Below are 24715 nucleotides of genomic sequence, written 5' to 3'. Positions count from 1 at the left end.
TTTATTCTCCCGAAGGTAGTGTCGGTGAACCGGTCGGCGGCAGCTTATTGTTATCTAGCTGATTAATCGCCAAATCATTGTATGTAACTGGTTTGCCAAAGTCATCAATGTAGGCTGTTTGCCCAGTCCTTTGGGTTCCGTACCACTGGCTTTTCGGAATACCGGCATCCTGCAGAGCAGTTGAAGTTCTAGTATTTAGAATGAGACGTGTTCCATTCATGTCTACAAAATCAACTGGCACATCTGCTGGACTAATATCTCCTTTCTTCAGTGCGGAAGATAAGTCATCAACTGTGTTAATGGGGTATCCCACCAGCTCAGAATAAATTCTCTGACCATCTGGACTAAATGTTCGGTCAGACCTGATACTCGTTTGAGCAAAATTGGCTTCACTTACACTACCATACACAATATTAGATTCTAACTCAGTTGTTGGACCTTTCGGCGACGAACTCCCAGAATTAGAATCACTACCAGAACCTCCCTTCCCTTTAACCGCAGGTATATTAATACCTAAGGATGGCCTCTCCAACATATTCAGTAGCCCATCTGTTGCTGCAGTTCCCAGCGCAGCACCAAGACCATCATTATTGTAGATGGTCGTGTAACGGTCATACGAATTTACAAATGGATCAACTGCAACGGCATAAGCGAAACCTGACGGGTCATGGTAGGCATAGCTACCTGCGTTTTGCAAACCTGTGCCTAAATCTGACCAGGCATCTGCAGCCGTACCGCTCCCTTGAATCCCGGTATATCGGGTCATACCGGCCAAGCTCTCGCCGAAGTTAATCATTCCTTCAAAGAGATTGGCGCCGCCATAAAATCCAAATGCCCCCGGGCCGGACAATTCGGATTTAAATTGATTAAAAGTATCAATTTCATTCTGCCGGTGCCCCATGTAGCTTTCATAATCTGCATTTAGGCCGATTAAGCCATTGCCTCCACTCCCCCAAGAATCTACCCATCCGGCAATATTGCCATTCTCGAAGGCATCAGTTGATGACTGCTGACCGGCTGCAAACTGATCATTCAGACGGTTCTGCGCCGCCTCAAACTCTTGTTGTTGCGTTTCTGCGCTCTTCTCCGGCATCGGTGGTGCATCAGCTATCTGGTGATTGTCTTCCGGTAATTGCCCTTGGTTTACCAGCGTGCCGTCTTCTATCTGGGCTATTCCCGCCAGCATTTTTTCCGCAAGTTCCCGCTCTGCAGCACTGTCGCTGTTTTGCAGCCGCTGAAGCAGTTCGGGATTGTTTTTCACTGTTTCGTCAAACGCAATCAGCTCTTTCGGCGATAATCCCCCGAGGTTTTCAATAAAGTAGCTCACTGCCGCTATCGCATCATTGATGGCACCCGGCGTTTGCTCCAGGGCGTCCAGACTGGCATTCAGTAACCCCATGTAAGCTTCCGGGCTGCCTATGCTGGCAACATTATTCCGCCACTTATTCAGCTGCTCATCACGCTTTTCCGGGCTTTCTACCAAATTACCCAAACTCTCCAGCGCTGTGGTGCTGGCATACAGGTTCACATCCTTGCTGTCGTCTTTGGTAATCTCCTGCGCAATACTGGTGTCGCGGTTTAAGTCGCCAAGGTCTTGTTGTGGGTTATCCCGCACAATAATGTTGCCTTCGCCTACCGTGGCGCGGTTAATTTGCTCTTTGTCGTGGTTGCTGTAGTTACCACTGGCGTTGTAGTTGGTGTTGCTCTCTTTCTGGTTAGTGCTGGTGTCATCCCCTATAGTAAAACCTACATTCAGGTAGTAGCTCTTTTCTTTGTCATGGTCGGCTATGTCGGTATAGGCCAGGCTGCCGGTATCCAGGGTTAAGTTGCCCAGGTCGTTACCGTTTTCATCGATATTGGCAATCACGGCACCGTCTATCTGGGTATGGCCTTCGGTGCGGATATTGACTGAGCCGCTGCCAATAATGCTGCTTTGCTCATTAACCCAGGCACTGCTGCCTTCGGTTTCGCCGTAGCCGACACTGGCACCACCGCTGGCACCAGCACCTACCGTGATATTGGCGCTGACATCCCAACGGTCACCTTCTACCTGGCTGGTGTTTTGCACAGACGCCACGGTTAAATTACCGCCGATATCCATATCTACATCGGTTGCTGCCAGGTTGCCACCGGCTATAGTGGTGTCGTTGCCACTTTTTACCGTCAGGTTATTGCCTGCGGTAATATGGCTGTTGCTGTGGTTCGTACCTTCGCGGTCCAGCTCGCCTTCGCCCATGGCCATATTGGCGGTAAAGCCAACGCCGTTAGAGCCAAAGTTAGCCCCGGCCCCCGCGCTTAAATGGCTGTCTTCGCTGTTGCTGCTAAATTGGTTTTCGGCCGCCTTGATGATAATGTCGTTACCGGCTGTCAGCGCTACGCTGTCATCGCCGTTAATGTCACTGCCTATAATGGCTAAGTCGTTGCGGGCATTTACGTTAACATTACCACCGGCATTCAGGCCACTGCCCATTGCATCTGTGTTTTGCGTGTCCAGCTCGCTGTCTGACTGGCTGAACCCGGCTGTTAAACTGACATTACTGGTACTGGCATTCAGGTTTAAGCCTACCTGCAGGTATTCGGTATTATGCTGGCTGCCACTGCTGTTTTGCGCGGCGAGAACACTGATATTTTCGGCATCAACGTTAATGTTGCCTATCGCATTAACCTGCACACCTTCAAACAAGGCATCGCCACCGGCGTTAACCGTAACATTGCCACCGGCCGTTAAGCTGCTGCCTTTGGCGATACCTTGTTGCACGGTATTCGTGGTGGTTGTGGTGGTTTGGCCTAAATGCGCACCGGCACTTGGGCCAGCGTTATTCAGGGTATCGGCCGCCTGCATTACCGAACTGGCAACACTGACCGCGTCACCACCCTGGCCTAAATTGCTGATGGCATCGACGGTATTGCCAATATTGTAATTGGCGCTTACCGTTAAGCCGTCGCGGATACTGCTATGCTCGGTTTGCTGATTAAACAGCTCTTGCGCAGTAACGATGCTGATATCTTTTACTGCACTGAGGCGGATATCATTTACCGCAGCAATATCGCTGCCCGATATCAGCAGGTCATTACCGGCATTTAGCTGCACATTATTTGCCGTTAATACACTGCCGGTTTGCGTTGTGCTGTTACTGGTTAAGGCATCTTTTTGTGTGTCGTCACCGGCAAATACGCTTAAGGTATTGCTGTCTGCACTGATGGCGATACCGGTTTTGGTTTCAGTTTGGCGGCTGTAGCTGCTGTTACTGCCCTGGCCGGTTAGCACATTAATATCCCGCCCGGCATCCAGCAGCAAATTACCCCCGGCATGCAGCTCTGACCCCACGATATTGACATCGCGGCTGGCGGTCAGTGCCATATTGTCTTTCGCGGTAAATACGCTGCCAACATAGTCGGTTTGAATAGTGCGGTTTTCGTTAGCGGTTTCTTTGGCGACCGATAAAAAGTTATCGCTAAAGCCCAGCGCCAGGCCGTTACGGCGGGTTTCCTGGTACAGCGATGTTGTTTCGGTATCGCCCAGAATATTGATATCTGCCGCTTTGGCGCCTTCATTACCAAAACCGGCTTGTGCCACGATATTGTCGGCGTTAATACGCCCTGCCAGCACGTTAATATCGTTTTGCGCTAACAACACCATATCGCCACCGGCATTTAGCTCAGCATGCCCCAGATACTGCACATCGGTTTCGCTGATACTGGTAGAGCCGAACAAACCGCCAAACATGCTTTTTTTCTTCACATGGTTTTCAGCCTGCCATTCTTCACCGGAGACAATATTTAACTCGCCGCCGCTGTAGGCCACCATATTGCCGCCAGCCTGAATGTAAGTGCCTTCCAGCAGCACATTGCCGGAATTAAGCAGTTGCAGGCCATCATCGCCTTGCTGCGCATTCAGGCTGACATTGCCACCGGCAACAATCACCGAGCCCTGATGCTCGGCACTGTAGGTTTCATCGATATAAACGGTCTTTTTAAAGGTGCTTTTCTTAGTGCGTTTATCAAGATCTTCGTGATATTCCACTACACCCAGCAAGTTCATCTCATTACCGGCAGCCAGCTCAACATCGCCAGCAGCGGCAAACAGCGCCCCCTCCGACTGCAAATTATTGCCCGCCACCACGCTTAAATTGCCACCGGCGTCAAAGCTGACTACATCATAAGTGCGGTGCAGCTCTATATCGTGGCCGCCTTTAAAGTACTTTTCATGGCCGCTGAGCTTTTCTACTGCGCCCAGCAGTACGTCGTTACCGGCATTGAGGCTGATATCGCCTGCAGCGCTGAACTTACTGCCTTGCAGGTCAATATTATTACCAGCTGTCATGCTCAGGCTGTCGTTAGAAATAATTTGCGGTGCTTTACCTACCGAGGTGTAGGTGCTGCTGTTGCCGTTGTCAAAGTTAACAGTATGCTGACTAAACTCGGTGCGGTTAATAATGTCGCCACCGGCATTTAGCAGCACATGGCCGCCACTTAGCAGGTTTTGGTTTATTAGATCGTTACCGGCGCTGATGCTTAATACATCATTGCCGGTTAAGCTGCCAAGGTTAGTAAAGTCACCGCCGATATCCAGCCATAGCGTGTCGCTTTGCAGGTTCATATTGTTGGTAAAATCGCCGCCCAGTTGCAGGCCCAGCAGGTTTTCACTGTCGAGAAAGCCAAAGTTGCCCATATTAAGGCCGCCTTCGCTGCGCAGAATTAACCCTTCGCCGGCAGCGATGCCGCTGTCGATGTTAAAACCGGCATCGGCAGTAATATCGATAGTACCGCCTGCACTTAAGGTTACGCCGTCGGCCAGTAAATCGTTCTGGCTGATAGCGGCATACAGGGCTTGCTGGCCTTTATTAATGGCGTTAGCGTCAAAGCCCAAATCTTCAGTAAGTACGCGCATTTGCTCGTCGGTAATAAACACATTCTTGCCAGCCTGCTGCCCGGTAGCGCTATTACCTTGTATGGCAGTTTGTGTAGCGCTTTGTTGCTGTGCACTGCTTTGCTGAGCACTATTTTTCTGCTGCGCGAGCGTGCCCTGCTGGTTATCTACCAGGCCTTTGATAATTAAATCAGGGTTATAGTCGCCATTGCCGGCGATATTACCGTTGCCGACCAGGCCGCCACCTTGTTGCTGGCCTGGGCCCTGTGGTGCAGTGCCTTGTGACACCCGCAAGCTGGCAGCCATATCCGGTGACATAAAACCAATACCCTGCGCGGCAATACCCGATTGCATAGCATCAGCCTGCTGGCGTGCAGGATCGGTTACCTGTACGTTACGCACATTACCCTGTGTGGCCACTAACTGCGCCGAACCCACGTTTAGATCATTGCCATGCAACAGATCACCGGCATTAAGCTGGCGATTGTCGCCGCTAACAGCGGTACCGCCATCTTGCGGGTTAATTTGCCAGACGCCATCAGCAATATCCGTGCCCAGCGCAGGATCTGTTGCTTTATCTGCAGAAGCTTTAGCTGTCTGGTTAATACCTACGACAGTAACACCGGCTTGTTGCTGTGCAGTTTGTGGTATGCCTGCAACAGGGCCGGTACTGTTAAAATTGTTACCTTGCTGCTGAGCCACTTCAGGTCCTTGCTCACTATGAGACAAAGGCTCAGTGCTCTGACCTGACAACTTGTCCAGTTGTAACAAGGCAACAGCGGTATTATGTACTTGTTGCGCCGGCAAGGCTTCGCCCGTGCTGACACCACTGCCCGAGCCGGCCTGTTGCTTAGATTGCAAGGTTGCACTACCAACTTGCCCTACCTGCTGTTGCTGGCTTTGCAGTGCGGTGTTATTGGCTACTGTCTGCCCTGCAGCGTCCAGCGTATTAATCTGGCGTGCGGTAGTGCCAACTACCTGACCAATGCCTACATTATCCGGCTGACTACCCGGCTGTACGCCGGTATGGTTAACATTGCTGTCACGCCATTCGGCATCAACAGTACCGCTATTACCGGCAGTTACACCATTGGCAGAGCGGTTAGCACCGCTGGTATTCTGGCTAGTGCCATTGTTGCGGTTAACGGCAACGGTGCTGCTATTGCTGGCACCGGCGTTATTACCGCGCGAAGCGCTACCGCTGCTGCCATTGGCGTTGGTGTTTACATTACTGCCACTGGTAGATATCGGAGATAAGTTGCTCTGCTCAACCTTGCCGGATAAATTACCACTGATATCGCCACCTGCAACGACAGTACCAAAAGCTCCTCCGGTGTACTCAATTTCTGTTTCTTCCTTTATTACTTTAGATTCTGCATTTGGATCTCGCTCACAGCTACCAAGTATGCATACCTCAAAAGTCGAGACCCGAATATGTTTTACTTCTACAACATTTTGATTTTGCATGCTCCCGGAGCTGAAATCATTTCCAGATACTACAAGATCTTGCCCTGCACTAATGGTGCTATATTCATTAACAATATTTCCATTCAAACCTAAGTTATTTCCGGCTGCAATAACTCCTAACTTGCCAGAGATATTAATGCCAAAAGTCGTTACAGTTCTCTCTTCTGTAACCACCTCCGTCATATTCTCTGTCGTACCTGGTGTTAATCCTGGAATACCATAATAAGTTTCATTTTTAATAACCTTTCTTGTAGTTATTTTTTCTCCCTCAATAAATGACCGCTCTCCACTATGGGTATTTAAAATATTACCACTTATCGACATATCCCGCGCAGCAGCGATAGTGCCGCCGGTATTGGTTACCGTGGCACCTGAAATAAAAGCATCCTGATTAGAATAAATATTGGCAGTATTACTGACATTACCGTCGATAGTTAGCAGGCTACCGGCGAACAGCAGGTTGCGGTTGTCGATATTGCCATTAATATCTAAATGGCTACCCGCAGCTATGGTGCCGGTGTTGGTGGTATTCGCGGCATTTAGCGTTAATACCGCATTGCTGCTGACAATACCGCTATTGGTTAGCCGGTTAAGGTCGAGCACAGCATTACCACCAGAGCGGATCACGCCAGTGGCATTATTGGTTAGATCTGTAGCGTCTACATTTAATGTACCGCTAGCAACAATATTGCCACTGTTTGTGATATTGCCATTGCTGTTTAACTGTAGGTTACGGCTAGCACTTAGCTGCTCACCATTTTGCAATGTTATGTTGTTAGTGCTGCTAAGCAGCAGATCGCGGCCATAAATCTGGCCGGCAGACAGGCTGTTTACTGCAATAGCAACAGTGCCGTCAGATTGCACTGTACCACCGGCGTTATTCAGCGTACGCACATCCAGCTCTACCGCTGTAGCACCGCTTATAGTACCGCTGTTGGTCAAAGTACCGCTGCTGTCAATATCCACCTTACCACTACGGCTGGCCAGCGTGCCGCTATTGGTAATGTTAGTACCGGTTAACGTAAACAGGTTGGCAGCAGAAATAACCCCGGCATTATTAAGCGCGCTGCCGCTATTGAGGCTGATACCGCCATTACTGATAATCCGTGAATTTGCCGCATCATTTGCTACCGAGCTGGCAGTAATGGCCAGATTACCGCTGCCGGCCAGCAGGATACTGCCATTGTTGTTATCCAGCGCGGCGGTATTGAGTGTCAGGTTAGTGCCATTGGCAGCAATGTGCCCGTTGCGGTTAAGCAAGGTGCCGCTTTGAATACTGCTTGAGCCACTGCCGGTGCCGCTGCTTGTAGCAATAATCTGGCCGTTATTATTGGTAAGGGTGCCACTGCTGGTAAGCTGATATTGGCTGGCAGATAACACGCCATAGCTGTTATCCAGGTTACCCTGTGCCGTTACCACTAACTGGCCAGCGCTTTGCACCAGGCCGGATTGTTGGTTCAGATGGCTGGCGCTTTGCAGTGTCAGAAGACCATTACCACCGTGCTTGATTTGACCATTGCTGTTATTCAGCTCGCCACTGCGGGTAATAAGGCTGAAGTTATTATTGGTTGCCTGAATAACACCGCCGTTATTGCTCAGGCTGGCCGCACTGATTTGCGCATTATTAGTGCCCGTCGATGTAATAGTGCCGCCATTATTATTTAGTGCCCCGGCTGTCAGGCTAAGGTTTTGCCCTTGCAGACTGCCCGTGTTAGTTACGCTACCTGCAGTATTAATGGTTAGATTGCCATCACTTAGCAGGCTGCCGCCCTGGTTATGCAGCGCACTGTTTACCTGCATATTGCCTTTGGTATACAGCTGGCTGTTGTTGGTAAAGGTACCACTGCCGTTGATCAGCATACCCTGTTCAGCATAAACGGTGCCGGCACCGAGAATACTGTTTTGAATGGTAGCCAAACCTGCGCTGGCAATACTGCCACCGGCATTGTTGATGGTGCCGTTATTGCCAAGCAGTAAGTTGCCCGTGCCGGCATGAATAATGCTGCCACTGTTGCTCAGGTTGCCGCCAAAGCTCATATCACGGGCATTGTTATACAGGGTGCCGCTGTTGGTTAGCTGTGCCACATTAAGCTGCAAGCTGTTGGCCGCAGTGGCAGCGTTAATCAGCACACCGCTACCCTGGTTTTGCAGCGTATTACCGGTATAACTTGCAGTATTGCTTTCAATGCGGCCGCTATTTTGCAACAGGTTAAAGCCGGATACATTCAGGTTATTGGCCGACCAGGTACCGCTGTTGCTAACGTTGGCAGCCTTTACCAGCGCATTATTGCCGGCATAGAGTAAATGGCTGTTATTCAGGCTGACGGCGTCCAGCTGCAGGTTGTTCGCAGCAGAAATGCTACCCGCGTTGGTAATAGTATTGCCGGCAGCATTAACCGTAATATTGTTGGCTACCAGCACGGCACCGGTCTGGTTAGCCAGGGCAGAATTAAGCTGCAGCTGTTGCTGTGCCTGCAAAGTACCGCTATTGCTAACATTACCGGCATTTATCACCAGATTAGCATTTGACGCTATGGTACCGGTATTGGCTAAATTGCCCGCCTGAGACAAGGTAAAAGTACCTGAGCCCAGATGTAACAGCTTCCCGTTGTCGTTGTTCAGGCCCGCCAGGGTAAAATCCCAGTTGCGGCCATGGCTGGCAAGGGTACCGTTGCTGTTATTTAACTGAGTAATATCAGTTAGCTGCAACGAGTTGTCGTTGGTGTCGGTGGCAAGAATAACACCGTAACTGTTGTCCAGCGTGGCAGTACTTAATGCCAGTGTCTGGGCGTTAATCACCCCTGCTGTGTTATTAATACTCTGCTGGGCATTTAGCTGCGCCGCTGTGGCCTGTATGGTTCCGGCGCTATTGTCAATTTGCTGTGCGCTGGCTACAAGGTTGCCTGCGGCTTGCAATAAGCCCTGGTTGTTGGTAAGCCCGGTAGCTACTGTCAGCTGTATATCGGCATTAGCGGCTAAGGTTCCCAGCGCATTATCAATACTGTCTGCGGTAATCGTCAGCGTATCTGCAGCAAACAAAGTGCCCTGATTATTGCTCAGGCCACCTGTCAGTTGCATAGTGATATTATTGGCAACCAGGTTGCCGCTATCGTTATTCAGAGCACCACCGCTAAGGTGCAGTGCGCTGCCGCTTTCTATGCGGCCGGCATTGTTGCTAAGTTGGCCTGCGCTGATACTGGCATCAGCCAGCGCTGAGATTTGGCCGGCATCATTAGTTAAACTACCACTGCTAATATTCAGCTTACCGGCACTGCCTTGCTGGTAAATCGTGCCGGCGTTATTGTTCAATAGCGCCGTGCTGATATCCACAGCTCCGCCTTGTATCAGGCCGGTATTGTTGTTCAGCCGGTCTGCCGTTATTGCCAAATCAGTTGCAGCAATAGTGCCGTCGTTATTATTCAGCGTGTTATCTACCTGCAACAGCAAACTGCCATCGCCCTGCTGGTAAATCAGGCCGGACGTATTACTTAAGCTGGCGGCCGTTATCTGCATATTACCGGTAGTGGTCAGTATGCCGTCGAGGCTGTTGTCTATTGCACCGCTGATAGCCAGCTGATAGCTTTGCCCGGCAGCAGAAATTTTACCGCCTTGGTTAATCAGGCTGTTACCACTGATGTTCAGCGCGCCACCGGCATGCATCACACCGGCAATATTGCTGATGTCAGTACCAGCAAGCTGCAGATCTGTCGCCGCCTGCACGACGCCCTGGTTGTTATTCACCACACCGGCTAATGCTACCGCGCCCTCACTGAGAATGCGCCCCTGCTGGTTATTCGCCAGTGCACTGATATTTAGTGTGCCATTACCCAGCAACACCACATCGCCTTGCTGATTGTTCAGCACAGTATTCAGTTGCATAGCGTTGCCACGGCTTTGGATCAGGCCGCGCTGGTTGTTCAGCTCAGCTGCGTTGATTTGCAGCATACTGTCGGTGGCCAGTGCCGCTATAGTGCCGTCGGTGTTATTAAGCTGGTTAGCACTGATAAACAGGTTATCACCCAGCAAATTTCCGCTGTTGCGCAGTTGCTCTGCCGCCAACTCAACGGTTGAGGCCTGTATTAAACCGCTGTTGGTTAACTGCTGCGCCGTCACGGCTAATACTGTTCCAGCCCCTATTTCACCATTATTGTTAAGCGCATTCAGCGTCAGTTGCATCTGCCCGGTGCCGTGCTGCAGTATCAAGCCGTCAGCATCGTTGAGCAGGCTTTGGGCTATCAGTGTCATATCGCCCTGGCGGGTATACAGCACACCACCACTGTTATCTAACACCGTATCCAGATTAACCGTTAAGCCGCTGCCAGCCAGTATCTCACCACTACTATTGTTCAGCACGCCGGCCTGTACCTGCAGTTGTTGCTCGCTTAACAACTGCCCGGCGGTATTATTCACCGCAAAAGGTGTAACCAGGGTTAAAGCACCAGTCGCTATAATCTGGCCATTATTGTTGTTCAGTGCAATACCGTCTTGCTGGCCTTGTAAATCCAGGCTGAGTTCGCCCTGGCTTACCAAGGTACCTGCAGTATTATTAATGTAGCCGGCTGCCACTTGCAGGCGGTTTGCCGCTTCTATTACCCCGCTTTGGTTATCCAGTACGCTTGCCTGCACAAGCACATTCTGGCCACTTAACAAACCCAGATTGCTCAGTGTGTCCGCACTTAGCTCTAACGCTTGCCCGGCACTGATTTGCCCGCCTTCACTAAGGCTAAGCTGCCCGGCAGCGATATTGACGAGACCGTGACCGGCGATAACCCCATCGCCCTGCAGTAATTCTGCTGCCTGCACGTCCAGTTGCTGCCCGGTACTGACAATAATGCCTCCGGCATTAAGAATGCTACCGGCCACTTTCAGTTCAGCGGTAGCGCCCTGACTGCTCAGCTCACCGTTACGGTTATCCAGTGCTGTAATATCCAGCAGCAGATTACCGCCGTTACGGATAACGCCACCGTTATTGTCCAGCTCAGCGCCGCTGATATTTACCGCACCCTGCGCCTGCAATACACCTTCCCGGTTTAGCACCTTACCGGCGATGGTTAGGGCATTGCCTGCATACACCGTACCCTGTTGATTGGATAATTGTGCCAGCTGCAATTCGCCGCTACCGGCATGGACCAGCGTGCCGCCATCATTATCCAGTACATCGCGCAGCATCAGGTTTTGGCCATGGCTTTGAATATGGCCGCGGTTGACAATGCCGTTAGCAACGTCAAGCTGCAGAGATTCACCCACAGTACCGGTGGCCAGTAACAGGCCCTCATTGACCAGTTGCGTGCTGCTAAGCCGGGCATTTTCCGCCTGAATAGTGCCACTGTTAGTCAGGCTGTCGGTTACTACAATCAGCGTAGCGGCATCCACCAGGCCACTGTTGTCAAGCTGTGCCGCATTGATGTTTAACTGCTGTGCGCTATGTAGCGTACCACCGTTATTCGTTATAACACTGCTGTTAAGCTGCAGGCTCTGCCCGGCTAACTGGCTGATAATACCGTCATCGTTATTGAGGGTGCCTGCAGTGATACTGGCATTGCCGTCAGTGATGACAAGCTCGCCCTGGCTGTTATCCAGTGCCTGCTCTACCTGCAGTAACAGGCTGTCGTTGGCCACTATCAGGCCGGCATTATTACTCAGATTAGCTGCCTGGATTTGCAGTTGGTCACTGAACAGACGGCCATTGTTATTGTTCAATGCTGTAACAAGGATGTTTGCCTGCTCAGCCTGTACTAAACCTGCATTATTAATAAGATTGCCGGCAGACAGCACCATATCTGTTGCACCGATAACACCAGAGGTATTGTCCAGCGTTTGCTGTACATTAATAGCCAGTTCAGGCGCACCAATACCCAGTATTTTGCCGTTCTGGTTCAGCAGGTTAGCGGCCCCTATGCTAGCCCCCTGCTCAGTTTGGATAAGCCCCTGATTATTATTGACACTGTTGGCAGCTAACAACAGCGCGCCTTCAGATATGATTTGGCCTGACTGGTTATTCAGGCTGTCCAACACGTCAAGATGCAACACACCAATACCAGATTGCGCCACAGTGCCGGCATTGGTTACCTGGTCGCTGGTAAGGGTTAAGTTGCCTTCACTAAAAATAGTCCCGCTATTGGTCAGAGCTGTGCCGTTCAGCACCAGCTGTTGCTGTGCGGCAATCAGCCCGCTGTTATTTGTATTGGTTGCCCCCAGTTGCAGATTAGCCGCCTCAATAGCACCGCTATTGACCAGCGTATCTGCCTGAATATGTAATTCTTGCGCACTTAGCTGGCCGGCTGATTCCAGTTGCCCGGCTTCAAGCCATAACGCGTCATTACTGGCAATAACACCGTCTGCACCGTTAGCTATCATAGCTGTGCTCAGCGTTAAACGGCCGCTGCCGGCTTGTACCACGCTGCCCGCTGCATTCAGTAAGCTATCTGCGGTTACTGTAGCTTCGCCCCCGGCACTGTATAAAGTACCGGCCCGGTTATCGAGCACATTGTTTACCTGTACGGTCAGGCTGTTACCCTGCTGAGCCAGAGCCAGCACCTGGCCGCCACGGTTATCCAGGTGTGTGCTGCTTAAGCTAATCGCTTGCGCCTGCAGCTCCCCGCTGCGGTTATCCAGACTGTCGGCCTGTAGTGCCAGATTACCGGCACTGTAAATCTGGCCCTGCTGATTCGTCAGCGCCTGCAACGTATCAATACTCAGTACACCAACACCAAAGTGCAACAGCTGGCCATTGCTGTTATCCAGTGTTGATAATTGCAAATTCAGTTCTGTTCCCTGGCTGGCTATAATGCCCTGATTACGCACATGCTCCGCGGCCAGTTGCAGGCTTTGCTGCCCCTCACCGCTAGCCAGTACCAAGCCACTGTTGTCCAGTTGCTGCAATTGCAGTTGTACCTGCGCCGCACTTAGCTCGCCCTGATTAAGCAAGGTATCTGCCTGCACCAATAACTCATTAGCACTTACTGTACCGCTATTACTTAGACTGCTGCCCTGGATTGACAGGTTATCTGCACTAAGCTCACCGGTGTTGTTCAGTGTTGTGGTAGTAAGTTGTAAACGGCCAGCACTTTCTATTTGTCCGCTGTTGTGTAAAGCTTCGCCCTGCAGTTGCAGATTGCCTGTGCCGCTATGGCTGATTAACCCACTATTGTTCAACATCGTGGCGTTCACCACCGAGTGTTCACCGCCGCTATATATGATGCCATCCAGATTATCCAGTTGCTCACTGACATTCATTGTCAGCCCCTGCTCACCCAGAGCCAGAATTTGACCACCATCGTTCAGCAGTTGCCGACTGTCGAGCTGGATCTGCCCACCCTGCAACAAGCCGCCGGAGTTGCTCAGTTGCTGGCTCTGAATAGCGAGTATATCGCCACTGAGCATCGAACCTTGCTGGTTAAGCAAGGTTACCACATTGATATTGCCTTGCTGCAACACCTGCAACAGCCCACTGTTATGCAACTGCTCTGCCTGTAGTTGCAGGTTATCGGCATAAATCAATCCGCTGTTTTGCAGATCGCCCCCTGACAGCTGCAGTATTTCTGCCGTTAACTGACCATCCGCCTGGTTTGTTAGCTTTGCTATATCTGCAGTCAGTGTGGTCGCACTGATTATCCCATCGTTATTCACTTCATGGCTGACCAGATCTAATTGTCCCGCCACCAGCAGTTGGCCCTGCGTGGTGTTATCCAACTCTCCCAGCGTTAAGGTGGCATCCGCTGCATTGATAAGACCTTGCTGGTTGTTTAGTTGCTGTGCTTCTATTGTTAATGCGTGGCGGGCTTGTATATTGCCGCCCTGGTTTAATATCTCTGCCGCGTTGATAACCATTTGCTGGCTGTTAGCTGCAATATAGCCAGCGCGGTTATCCAGCGTACTGGCAACGTCCAGCGCCAGACCGTTATTACCCAACGCCAGTAATTGGCCATGACGGTTACTCAGCTCTTGTGCACTAACGTTAAGACTGTCGGCCTGTATCAGGCCACTGTTGGTTAAGCGATCGGTATGAATATCTAAATGACCTACAGATACTATCTCAGCAGTATTGGTAACTTGGCTGGCATTTAGCTGCAACATGCCACTACTGCTGATCTGGCCACCTGTATTGTTATCGATAACATTTGCCTGCAGCAGTAGGCTGCCATCTCCAGCCTGCAGGATCTGACCATTAGCATTAATCAGACGATTACTGCTAATCAGTGCCGCCTGCCCGGTACTCAATATCTGCCCGCTAGTATTATCCAGTGTATCGCTGATATGCACGGCCAACGCTTGACCCGATCCATTGACAGCGGCTAGTTGCCCGGCCTGGTTAAGCAGATTGGCACTGTTAATTTCCAGTTGGCCACCAATAATCCGGCCTGCGCTATTATCCAGTAATTGCTGAACCGTCAGCATTAACTTCTCGCTTCCCAGTGCCAGGATGTCACCACTAAGATTATGCAATGCTGAAACATCTATACTGGCAGTACCCGCAATCTGCAGCAAACCCTGATCATTATTCAGTTGCTCTGCAACAAGCTGAAGATCGCCGTTCGTGATTATGGCACCGGCCAAATTGTCCAGTATATCCAGCGTTTCGATGGATAACACGCCACTACCAGTATGCAGCAATGTACCACCGTCGTTATTAAACTTGATTGGGTTGAGCCTGAGTGCTGTGCCGTTAGTGACTATCGTACCGCTGTTTCGCAACTGCTGCAGGTTAAGCAGCATACTTTCACCCGTTGCTGCGGACGCCAGCATTGTGCCGCTGTTAACTGCATTATCAGCAGAAATAGTCAGTTGCCGGGCAGCCAACTGACCACTGTTATCTATTTGTTGAGCTACAATTTGTATGCTCTGCTCTGCACTCAACTGGCCACTGTTATTGAGCTGGTCAACCTGAAGGTTAATATCAGCAGCACCAATCTGCCCAGCTGACTGCAGTACATGAGCCTGCAACGCTAACTGCCCACCAGCAGAAATCTGCCCGGTATTGTTGTTTACATTATTACCAACAATGGTAAGTACATCTGTTCCCGCAAGCGCGATAACACCAGTATCATTGTTTAGCGTATTGGTACTGATGCGTGCAGATTGCCCGGCCCCCAATAATTGCCCCGACTCGTTATGCAAAGTGCCGCTGATGTTGATATCAAACGACTCCCCATACTCACGGTTTGCCAGCAGAGTGCCGCCGGTATTATTGACTTCATCGGCACGCAATACCAAACGGCCGGCAAACATTTCGCCTTGCTGGTTTTCCAGCGTCTTCGCGTCAACAGTCAGAACACCATTTGCAAAGATATAGCCACTTTCATTCGCTAACGTTGTCGCAGTCATATTCAGCAGTTCACTGTCTACTGCAATAATGCCACTGTTGTTTGATAACTCTTCACTGGCTATAGAGCTGCCTTGTATTCCGGCAGCCAGAATACTGCCAGCGTCATTGTTCAGAACTCTGTGATTCAGGTTAATACTGTCAGCGGACTCAATAACACCGGCATTATTGAGCAACGTGTCTGATTGCAACACCAACCTGCCAGCAGTGATTAACTGCCCGGCCTGATTTTGCAATTGATCCAGTGCTTCAATACTTAACACGCCAGTACCCAGATGGTAAATTTGCCCTTGCTGGTTATTAAGCTGCAAATTAGTCAGGCTAAGGTTTTCACCATGGCTTTCGATACGCCCCTGATTATTAAGCACGTCAGTATTCAGAACCAGAGAGTCGCCCTGCTGGCCCGCTGCCAGCAAGGTGCCGGCATTGGTCAGTGATTGGGTTGTTAACTGAAGTTGCTGCCCTTCTATTCTGGCCTGGGTATCATTGAGCAGCGTAGCCGCAGTAATATTTAGCTCTCTGGCACTGATTACGCCAGCCGCGGTATTTTGCAACTCTGTGGTGTGTATATTCAGCTGCCCGCCAGCAGCTACTGTGCCCTGGGCGTTATTAAGCAAGCCGGTGTGTAATTGCAGGTTATCACCAGCCAGTAACTGGCCGCTGTGGTTATCGGTACTGCCCTGCACCTGAGCACTAAACGAATTAACGCCTTGTATTACACCTGAGCGGTTATTTAGCTCTGTCGCACTTAGCTGCAGCGTCTGCTGGCTGTTGATAACACCATCAAGGTTGGTTAACTGCCCGGTGTTGATATTCAGCTCTGCAGCTGCCAGCAGTTGCCCGCGGGTGTTGTCCAGCGTATTGCCGCTTATATTAAGTGTCTGAGCTGAGATAATGCCACGCAGATTGGCCAGCAACGGGCTGTGTAAATTCAGCTCATTCTGCACCAGAATGATGCCGTCGGTATTCGTTAGCTGCTCTGTGCTTAGTAGCAGCTTATCTGCCAAAATCTGACCGGCGCTGTTGTTGACACTTGTTGCGTTAATACTGACATCGCCCAGCGCTGCGATATACCCCGCTTGGTTCTGCACATTGTCGGCAATTAACAGCAACTGGCCGTTAGTTTGAATTTGCCCCCGCTGGTTTTGCAGTGTCGTGGCACGTACCTGCAGGCTGCCCTTGCTGCCTGCCAGTACAATATTACCGTCAGTATTATTGAGCTGCCGGCTGGTGATAACTGCAACGTCAGCGGCACTTTGAATAATACCTTGTGCGCTGTTATCGATAGCCTGGCTAAAGTTTAATGTCAGGTTGTGACCGGCGGCTGAGAATGCGCCAATATTACCGGCGCTGTTGTTCAGATAAGCGCCTTCCAGTGTTACCTGTTGTGCGCCAATCACACCCTGCTGGTTATTCAGCGTTGTAGCAGCCACGTTGATATCTGTGGCGCTGATCTCGCCCTGCTCATTATTAAGCAAGGGGGTATTTACCCGCAGGCTGCCACCGCTATGGATCAAGCCCTGTTGATTACGCAACTGCCCGCTGGCAGTGATGGTTAAGCCATCAGCGCCAGACAACAGCAATGAGCCCTGATCATTAATAAGCTGTTTAGTGCTAAGGCTTAGCTGCTGGCCTTTGGCCAATATAAAGCCCTGGCTGTTATCCAGTGTATCGGTAATCTTTAACTGCAAACTCTGGCCAGACTCGCCCAGTGCAGCAATACTGCCCTGTTGGTTATTCAGCTGCTGTGTCGTTACGTCCAGCGCAGTAGCCTGTATATTGCCGGCCTGGCTATTAATACTGCTTGCACTAAGCTGAAGCTGCTCAGCGCTAAGCGTACCTTGCTGGTTCTCTACCTGCGGGGCTGCCAGCGCCATATTGCCGTTACTCAGTATCTGGCCGCCGCGGTTGGTTAACTGCCCTGCCGCCTGCAGAGAAATATTGCCCTGCCCCAGATGATAAATTTGCCCGGCATCGTTGTTAATATTTGCGCCTGAAAGCGTGGCATCGCTACTAAATTGCAGCAAACCAGCCTGATTATTTAGTGTATTGTTTATATTAAGTGCAGCGGCCTGTTCACCGGCAAACAACATATTGCCGGTGTTATTTAATGTATCTGCAGTTACATCAGAGCCGGCCAGCAGTTGTAAAGTGCCGCTGTTGATAATATCTGTTGCGCTAATGTCGGCATTACCGGCACTTAACCAGTTGGTATTATTACGTATTTCACCTGATGCAATAACCTTTGTAGCACCGTCAGCAGCCAGTAAACCACTGGCTAGCAGCAGGTTTTCACCGCTGAAGTTAAAACTACCGTCTGTGCCAGACTGATATACCACGCCATCGAGCAAGTTAAACTGCCGGGCATTGATATTAAGTTGCTGCGCCTGAATATGGCCGGAACTCTGTGCCGTGTTAGCATCTAATGTCAGGCTGGCGCTGTTTATAACGCCTTGGTTATTCAGCGATTGTGTGGAGATATTTGCAACGCCGCCTTGTAACAGTGCACCGGCCGCGTTCTGTAGCTGAGCTGCTGCCAGCGTTTGCTGCCCCTGGCTGATAATGCGACCCTGGTTAACCAGCTCACCGCTAACAGTAAGTTGCTGCGTGGCGCTTTGCTGCCACTCGCCCTGCAAATTAACCCCGGCAATCAGATCGCCACTTTGCTGCATGCCGGAAGCGACCACTTGCATCGTGTCTGCAGCGGCAATGACACCGCTGTTATGCAGTGTACCTGCCAGTTCAATATTAACATTTTGGCCATAGGTAGTGCCGCTGGTAACAATATCGGCCTGCTGTGAGTGTAGTGCCAGGTTACCACCGGCAACAGTATCTTTTAGCTGCAGTTTGCCATCAGCGCTAAGTTGTAAACTATCAACACTGTTAATCAGCCCGTCACTGCGCACCCCTAAACCTTTTTCGGTACCTATCAGGCTAATACTGTTGGCATACATGGCGCCCAGCGCTGAAGCATCTAACGCAAACTGATAAGCAGAGCTACCAGCGGCCTGTTCTGCATTTGCCTGCACCTGACCGGTGCTAAAATCGTAGTAATTGCTGCCGGTACGAATATTCAGCTCGTCGGCGTATAGTGCAGCATTGAGCTGAATGGCACGGGTGAGGATGTCAAACTTGCTGACATTCGACGCATTAAGGCCCGCGCCTTCGATACGCACATCACCGCCGGAGATATTAATGCCTATCAATTCACCGTTTAACAGATCAGGGATACCGGTAGCCAGCACAACACGTGGCGTATTAATAAAACCACAACCGTTACAGGTAATGCCATTAGGGTTTGCCAGCACAAACTCTGCTGCATCTCCCAAAACCTCGGTATAACCCAGTAAGCTGGAACGAGTGCCGCCGGTTACTTCGGCCAGAATAAGGCCGGCGGTACCGCCGGTAAGTCGACGGTTACCGTCAGTCCAGCCGCCCAGTACAGAAATCAGTGGATCTTTGCTGTTATTAAGGATCAGGCCTTGTGCCGGCACATTAAAATGATTAAACCGGTTATGCGACACACCGCGCTGGCTAGGGGCGGCAATATCAACAACTGTTGTCCCATTAGCCGATGTTTTAATGCCGGCTTGTTGTCCATTGGCCAGGCTGACACCGGTGCTTGTCGGCGCGGTTGCCTGCGCCGCGGTTTGTGCAGCTCTCACCTGTGCAGCAGCCAGTTGTTGCCGCATACGAACCATCTCGCGCTGCTCGGTAACCTGCCTGTCGAGATGCTCGTTAGCAGTGCGCTCCATGCCATGCGCAGCAAAAATAACCGGATTACCCGCCATTACCAGGATCAGGGTTCTGGCAACTATGACACGCCATTTCATGGTTAACATGCTCGCTTCCTTAGCTTAAAAACTTTTTATTTAAAAACGTTTTGTTTAAAAACTGAGCCGGACAGAAAAATCGATTTCCTGTTGTTTTTGCTGCAAAAAATCAGGCACCCGCAGTGCTCTGGCATAAGAAATATTGACGCTGAGATTACGGTCGTACAATTTAATACCGACGACAGAACCCGCCACCCACTCAGAACCTCTGTCGGGATACTCTGGTAAATTGGATGAGCCAATATCAACACCGGCGTAATACTGCACCTGATCCAGCCAGGGCCAGGAGGTTTCTGCGGGCAAGCTAAAGTCGTTGCGGATATAACCGCCTTTGTAACCAAACAAGCTACTTTGCGATAAGCCCCGCACCGAGTAACGGCCACCTACTGTCAGGCCTTCCGATGCAAGGATCACTTTAGGGGAATAAAGAAAATCAGCCGCCACAGCATAGAGCACCGGCATAGCGCCCAGATGAAACTGGGTGTTATAACCAAGGTTCAGCTGATACTTGGTAAACTGAAAATCGTCCTCAGCTGCAACTAACTGTTGTTTGGCACCAAACCAAGGCACACTTTTATGAATATGAGCATTTACACTGAAGGTGCCCTGAGGTAAAAAGTGCCGGTAGCTGCCAGCCAGATCCCAGATATAAAGCGTGCGGGACGACGTTTCTAAAAATACATCTTCAATATAATTCTTACTGTCTTTGCGGATAAAACTGGCTGAGAGATCCAATTTGCCGGTTTGGCCGCGGTATAGTGTGTGGTTAAGCTGAACACTGCTGTTAAGTGACGAGCCATGAATCGAAAAATTAACAACATTACCAATAACCGTTTGTTCATACTCATAAAAACTATTTTGTAATGACCACTGCCAGTACGCCACCGGCATTGACCAGGACATGGCATAACTGCGGGATAACGCATGCGGTAACTCATGTTTACCAATATTGGTTGATGCGGAAAAAAAGCTAGTGTCGTTTACCCCCAACAGGTTATCAAACACCAGATTGCCATCCAGCTGATACTCGCCGGTGCTGTCAACACCGCTATTATTAATGCCCAGCGAGCCGCGCCACGCCCTGGATAGCTGGTTACTTATTACAACCTGGGTTCCGCCTTGTTCAGCACCCGGGTTAAGCGCTACAGTGGCATTGTTTTGCCCCAGTGCATTTAAGTTCTCAACGCCCTGTTCAATATCGCGGATATTAAGCACTGTTTCAGCATATGCCGGGAAAGCCCATTTCAGCTGTGTAGGGCTGATGCTGCCGTCGGCAGAGCTAATGCCTTCAATCACACCTTCCATAACAACAATATCTAAACTGCCGTCAGACAAATCCTGCGGCGCTATATAGGCCCGGCTGGTTACATAGCCCTGTTCAAGATACAAATTAGATATTACGCCAAGCAGCGCATTAATATGCTCAAGCCCAAGGCATTGATTCAGATAAGGTAAGGTTGCTTTTTCGATCAAGGCCGCAGAAATAATCTGGGCGCCCTGCAGGTGAATAGCAGAGATATCAAAACAATTGCCGGCAGTTTCAATATCAGAGAAGTTTGTTGTGGCCTGTTTAGGCTGCTGCAAGCGAACGTCAGGCCGCTCGCGCAAGGGCGCTATCTGATGCTCAAGACGATCCAGCCCCTGCTTTAGCATCTTTTCGTGATCAGATAGTGATTGTTCCTGTGCATGCAAAGCACTTGCAGTAAACCACAACACAACCAGCAAAGACGTCAGCAGTATCTCAGATACGCCTAATGGTATTTTTCGGAGCAACATTACTGTTAAGTCTTCCCTGCACTAATCTGCCTGAGCGTTAAACGCGCACAGATACTGAAAAATAAATTTCCGGTTGCATAAAAGACAAACTACACAGGAAGCGCAAATCAGTACTGCTGTACATGGGCAGCGTTGCTGTACATCAGGAGGATGCGACTAAGCTAATGTAACCTCTGCCATCATTAGTATTGAAACAATACTGTTAGACCAGCGGCTTTGCGTCCTGCCCTTTCGGTACAGTTTGCCTTTTAATTGTCTTAGCCTGGGAAGGAACACTTATTTCAAGTGTGAACTCAAGCTGAACGGTTGCAAGATATACAAATAATTACAAATTGACAAGTTGTTTTTGGCTAATTTTGCAACAAAATTTACAAACCAAGCACTAGCGCAACGGCAAATACACCGTTACCACTAAGCCACCATAAGCATGGTTGTGCAGCGTAATATCGCCATGGTGCATATCGACTATTTTCTTGATAATAGCCAGTCCCAGGCCTGAACCACCGCTGCCACGGGCTACATCGCCCTGAGTGAAGGGCTCAAACATGGCTTTCATCTGGCTTTCCGGTATGCCGGGGCCATGATCACGAATTTGCAGGTAAATACGTTTGCGGTTGCGCTCGTAGCCCGTAGTTATTTCAATATCGCCATCGCTGTAACGCAGGGCGTTTTCCAGTAAATTATTCAACAGCCGCTTTATGGCAATCCGTCGTAACATCACTTCCGGTAGGTTATCTGCCAGCACGGTGGCAATATGGCGCTGCTGTAAATGCTCGGCCTGCACCAGCTCCCGCACCAGGGTATTAAGGTTTTCTTTCTGGCCGGGTTCTTCTTTGTGGTGGCGCAGGTAGTCAATAAACTGGTCGATAATGGCGTTCATATCTTCAATATCGTTGATAATGCCCTCGCGGATCCAATTGTCCGGCTCTTGCATCATCTCTGACGCCAGCCGGATACGGGTTAGCGGGGTGCGTAAATCGTGCGATACGCCAGCCATCAGTAAGGCCCTGTCCTGCTCCAGCTGGCGAATGCCGCGTGCCATATAATTAAAGGCTTTGGTTACGGCAATTATTTCGGTAGAGCCTTTATGCTCTGGCAAAGGTGGCGGGAACTCGCCGCCGCCTACCTGTAATGCAGCCTGCTGCAGGCTTTTTAGTGGCCGGTTTAACTGGCGGGCAAACAGCCAACCGCCACCAACGCTTAGCACACCAATCATCAGCAAATAAAACGTCAGCGGTGAAAAGTCGGTTTCATCCAACCCGGTAAGCGGTACTTTTACCCAGTAATGTGGTGCCTGTGGTGGCCGCACCCAAAAAGCATAGGTTTCGCCCTGTGCTACCCGTACTTCAGCGGCGCCACCCAGTTCGCGCGACATCAGATCAGAGAAATAACCGTAGTAACTGGCCTCAGCCAGGCCCTGCTGCAATGCTTGCTGCTCGGTATACACTTCAATACCGGTTGCTTCGCGAAAGCGCTCCGTCAGCTCATTAGACAAAACCGATTGCTGATGCCCGACATCAATAAAAACCACTTTAATTTGCTTGGCAATCAGGTGATTAATTTGTTGCGTGGTGGGTTTTATCACATAAAACGCCACCGAAAGATAAGACACTAACTGATTGATCAGCAGCAACAGGCCTATCAGGAAAACAGTCTGGCCAAAGGCACTGCGCGGGAAGCAACGCATCTAGCTGACGCTGCCATCCGGTACAAACACATACCCCAGGCCCCATACCGTTTGAATATAGCGCGGGTTCGCGGCGTCATCTTCCAGCATCCGGCGCAGGCGCGATACCTGCACATCGATGCTGCGTTCCATAGCGGAGTAATCACGCCCCCGAGCCTGGTTCATTAACTTGTCACGCGATAACGGTTCCCGCGGATGGCTTACCAGTACTTTAAGTACCGCATATTCGCCACTGGTTAGCGGTAATAACTGCTCGCCCTTGCGCATTTCACGCGTGGCCAGATTAAATTTAAACGGGCCAAATTCCACCATGCCCTCGGCCTGGCTAGGGGCACCCGGCAGCTCTTTACTTTTGCGCCGCATTACTGCACGGATACGCGCCAACAGCTCGCGCGGGTTAAATGGCTTGGGTAAGTAGTCATCAGCGCCCATTTCCAGGCCAATGATGCGATCTACTTCATCGCCTTTTGCCGTTAGCATAATGATCGGAATTTCATTTTCCTGCTGGCGCAGCCGGCGGCAGATAGACAAGCCATCTTCACCCGGCAGCATGAGATCCAGCACCACCAAATGGAAGTTTTCGCGTTCCATCAGGCGTTGCATCTGCTCGTAATTTGCCACGCTGCGCACTATATACCCCTGCTCAACCAGATAACGTTCGAGCAAGGCACGCAAACGCATGTCATCATCAACTACCAGAATTTTTGGGGTTTCTGAACTGGCCATAGTGAAGCCTCCACAATATTTGCTTCACTATAAACGAAAAAACCGCCATGGCGAAAAACCTTGGCGGTTCTTTATGTTACAAAGTTTGTCAGCTTATTTTTGCTCACTCACCGGTACCCGCTTCATCGGCGGGTTAACCCATACTACATGGCCTGTATGAGCACTGGTGCGGGTTAAATTGTCTGCTTGTTCTGCTAAATCCGGATCTATCACATAAGTGTATTTGGCTGGCGCTGTTGAGCAACCTGCCAGGGCTATAACCATCAATGATACTGCCACGCTTAATAATTTTATTTTCATGCGCTGTTACCTCTTTTTTCACCAGTGAAGTAACTATAGCCAAGGCCGCCCCCGCTAGCTAGCATATTTTTGTTACATCTAAATGACAGTGAAGAAATATTTTAAATTATAATTTAAGCCAATGTTTTTAAAAAAAATAAAATAAAAACCCAAGCTCGTACCACAGCGCAGCTGTCAAAATTATGGCGGCAAATAGCCCAGATACAATAAAAACTGCTACCATTCCCGGCCTGCTTTTACCGAACGACACCAACACAATGCGAACCGACTTAATTACCCGTGAAGGCTTTGAAGCCTTACAACATGAGCTGAACTATTTATGGCGGGAAAAACGCCCCGAGGTAACAGCCAAAGTAGCCTGGGCTGCCAGCCTGGGTGATCGCAGTGAAAACGCAGATTATCAGTACAATAAAAAACTGCTGCGTGAAACTGATCGCCGCATTCGTTTTTTACGCAAACGGCTGGAAGTGCTGCGCGTGGTAGATTACTCGCCGCAGCAGGATGGCAAGGTATTTTTTGGCGCCTGGGTTGAGATTGAAAACGAACAGGACGAGCAGCTGAGCTTTCGTATTGTCGGGCCGGATGAAATATACGGCCGCAAAGATTACATTTCTATCGACTCACCCATGGCACGGGCTCTACTGAAAAAAACTGTAGACGATGAAGTGTTGGTACCTACGCCTACAGGCAACAAACTGTGGTTTATTAACCAAATCCGCTACGGCTGATAACGG

Annotated in this window: 6 protein-coding genes and 1 riboswitch; of the genes, 1 reads left to right on the top strand and 5 read right to left on the bottom strand. The window is 50.2% G+C overall.

The window, feature by feature from the left end:
* Window position 1: 1 nt before the first annotated feature.
* The 5 genes from MJX74_RS20145 to MJX74_RS20125 form a co-directional block, all read right to left on the bottom strand.
* Window positions 2-19501 carry a hemagglutinin repeat-containing protein gene (locus MJX74_RS20145; protein ID WP_240224801.1) on the bottom strand — a complete coding sequence of 6500 codons (19500 nt, stop codon included), beginning with the start codon at window positions 19499-19501 and terminating at the stop codon, window positions 2-4.
* Window positions 19502-19546: 45 nt separating this feature from the next.
* Window positions 19547-21268 (bottom strand): ShlB/FhaC/HecB family hemolysin secretion/activation protein, encoded by a 1722-nt coding sequence (locus MJX74_RS20140; RefSeq protein WP_240224800.1) that lies wholly within the window; start codon window positions 21266-21268, stop codon window positions 19547-19549.
* 162 nt (window positions 21269-21430) lie between these two features.
* Window positions 21431-21524, bottom strand: a riboswitch (cyclic di-GMP riboswitch).
* Window positions 21525-21650: 126 nt separating this feature from the next.
* On the bottom strand, window positions 21651-22955 hold the full coding sequence (gene envZ / locus MJX74_RS20135; protein ID WP_068237437.1) for a two-component system sensor histidine kinase EnvZ: 1305 nt from the start codon (window positions 22953-22955) through the stop codon (window positions 21651-21653).
* The gene (gene ompR, locus MJX74_RS20130) at window positions 22956-23681 is read right to left on the bottom strand and encodes an osmolarity response regulator transcription factor OmpR (protein ID WP_068237440.1); all 726 of its coding nucleotides are present in this window, start codon (window positions 23679-23681) and stop codon (window positions 22956-22958) included.
* 93 nt (window positions 23682-23774) lie between these two features.
* A complete protein-coding gene (locus tag MJX74_RS20125; RefSeq protein ID WP_240224799.1) occupies window positions 23775-23981 on the bottom strand; it encodes a hypothetical protein in 207 nt (68 codons plus the stop codon).
* A gap of 182 nt (window positions 23982-24163) precedes the next feature.
* Here MJX74_RS20125 and greB point away from each other — a divergent pair, with 182 nt between their 5' ends.
* Window positions 24164-24709, top strand: a complete 546-nt coding sequence (greB, locus tag MJX74_RS20120) for a transcription elongation factor GreB (protein ID WP_420851426.1) — start codon at window positions 24164-24166, stop codon at window positions 24707-24709.
* Window positions 24710-24715: the final 6 nt, after the last annotated feature.

The sequence above is a fragment of the Rheinheimera hassiensis genome (assembly GCF_022436675.1).
In the GTDB taxonomy this organism is placed as follows: domain Bacteria; phylum Pseudomonadota; class Gammaproteobacteria; order Enterobacterales; family Alteromonadaceae; genus Alishewanella; species Alishewanella hassiensis.
Note: the sequence above shows the minus strand (reverse complement) of the source record. Positions and strands in the feature narration are given on the sequence as shown.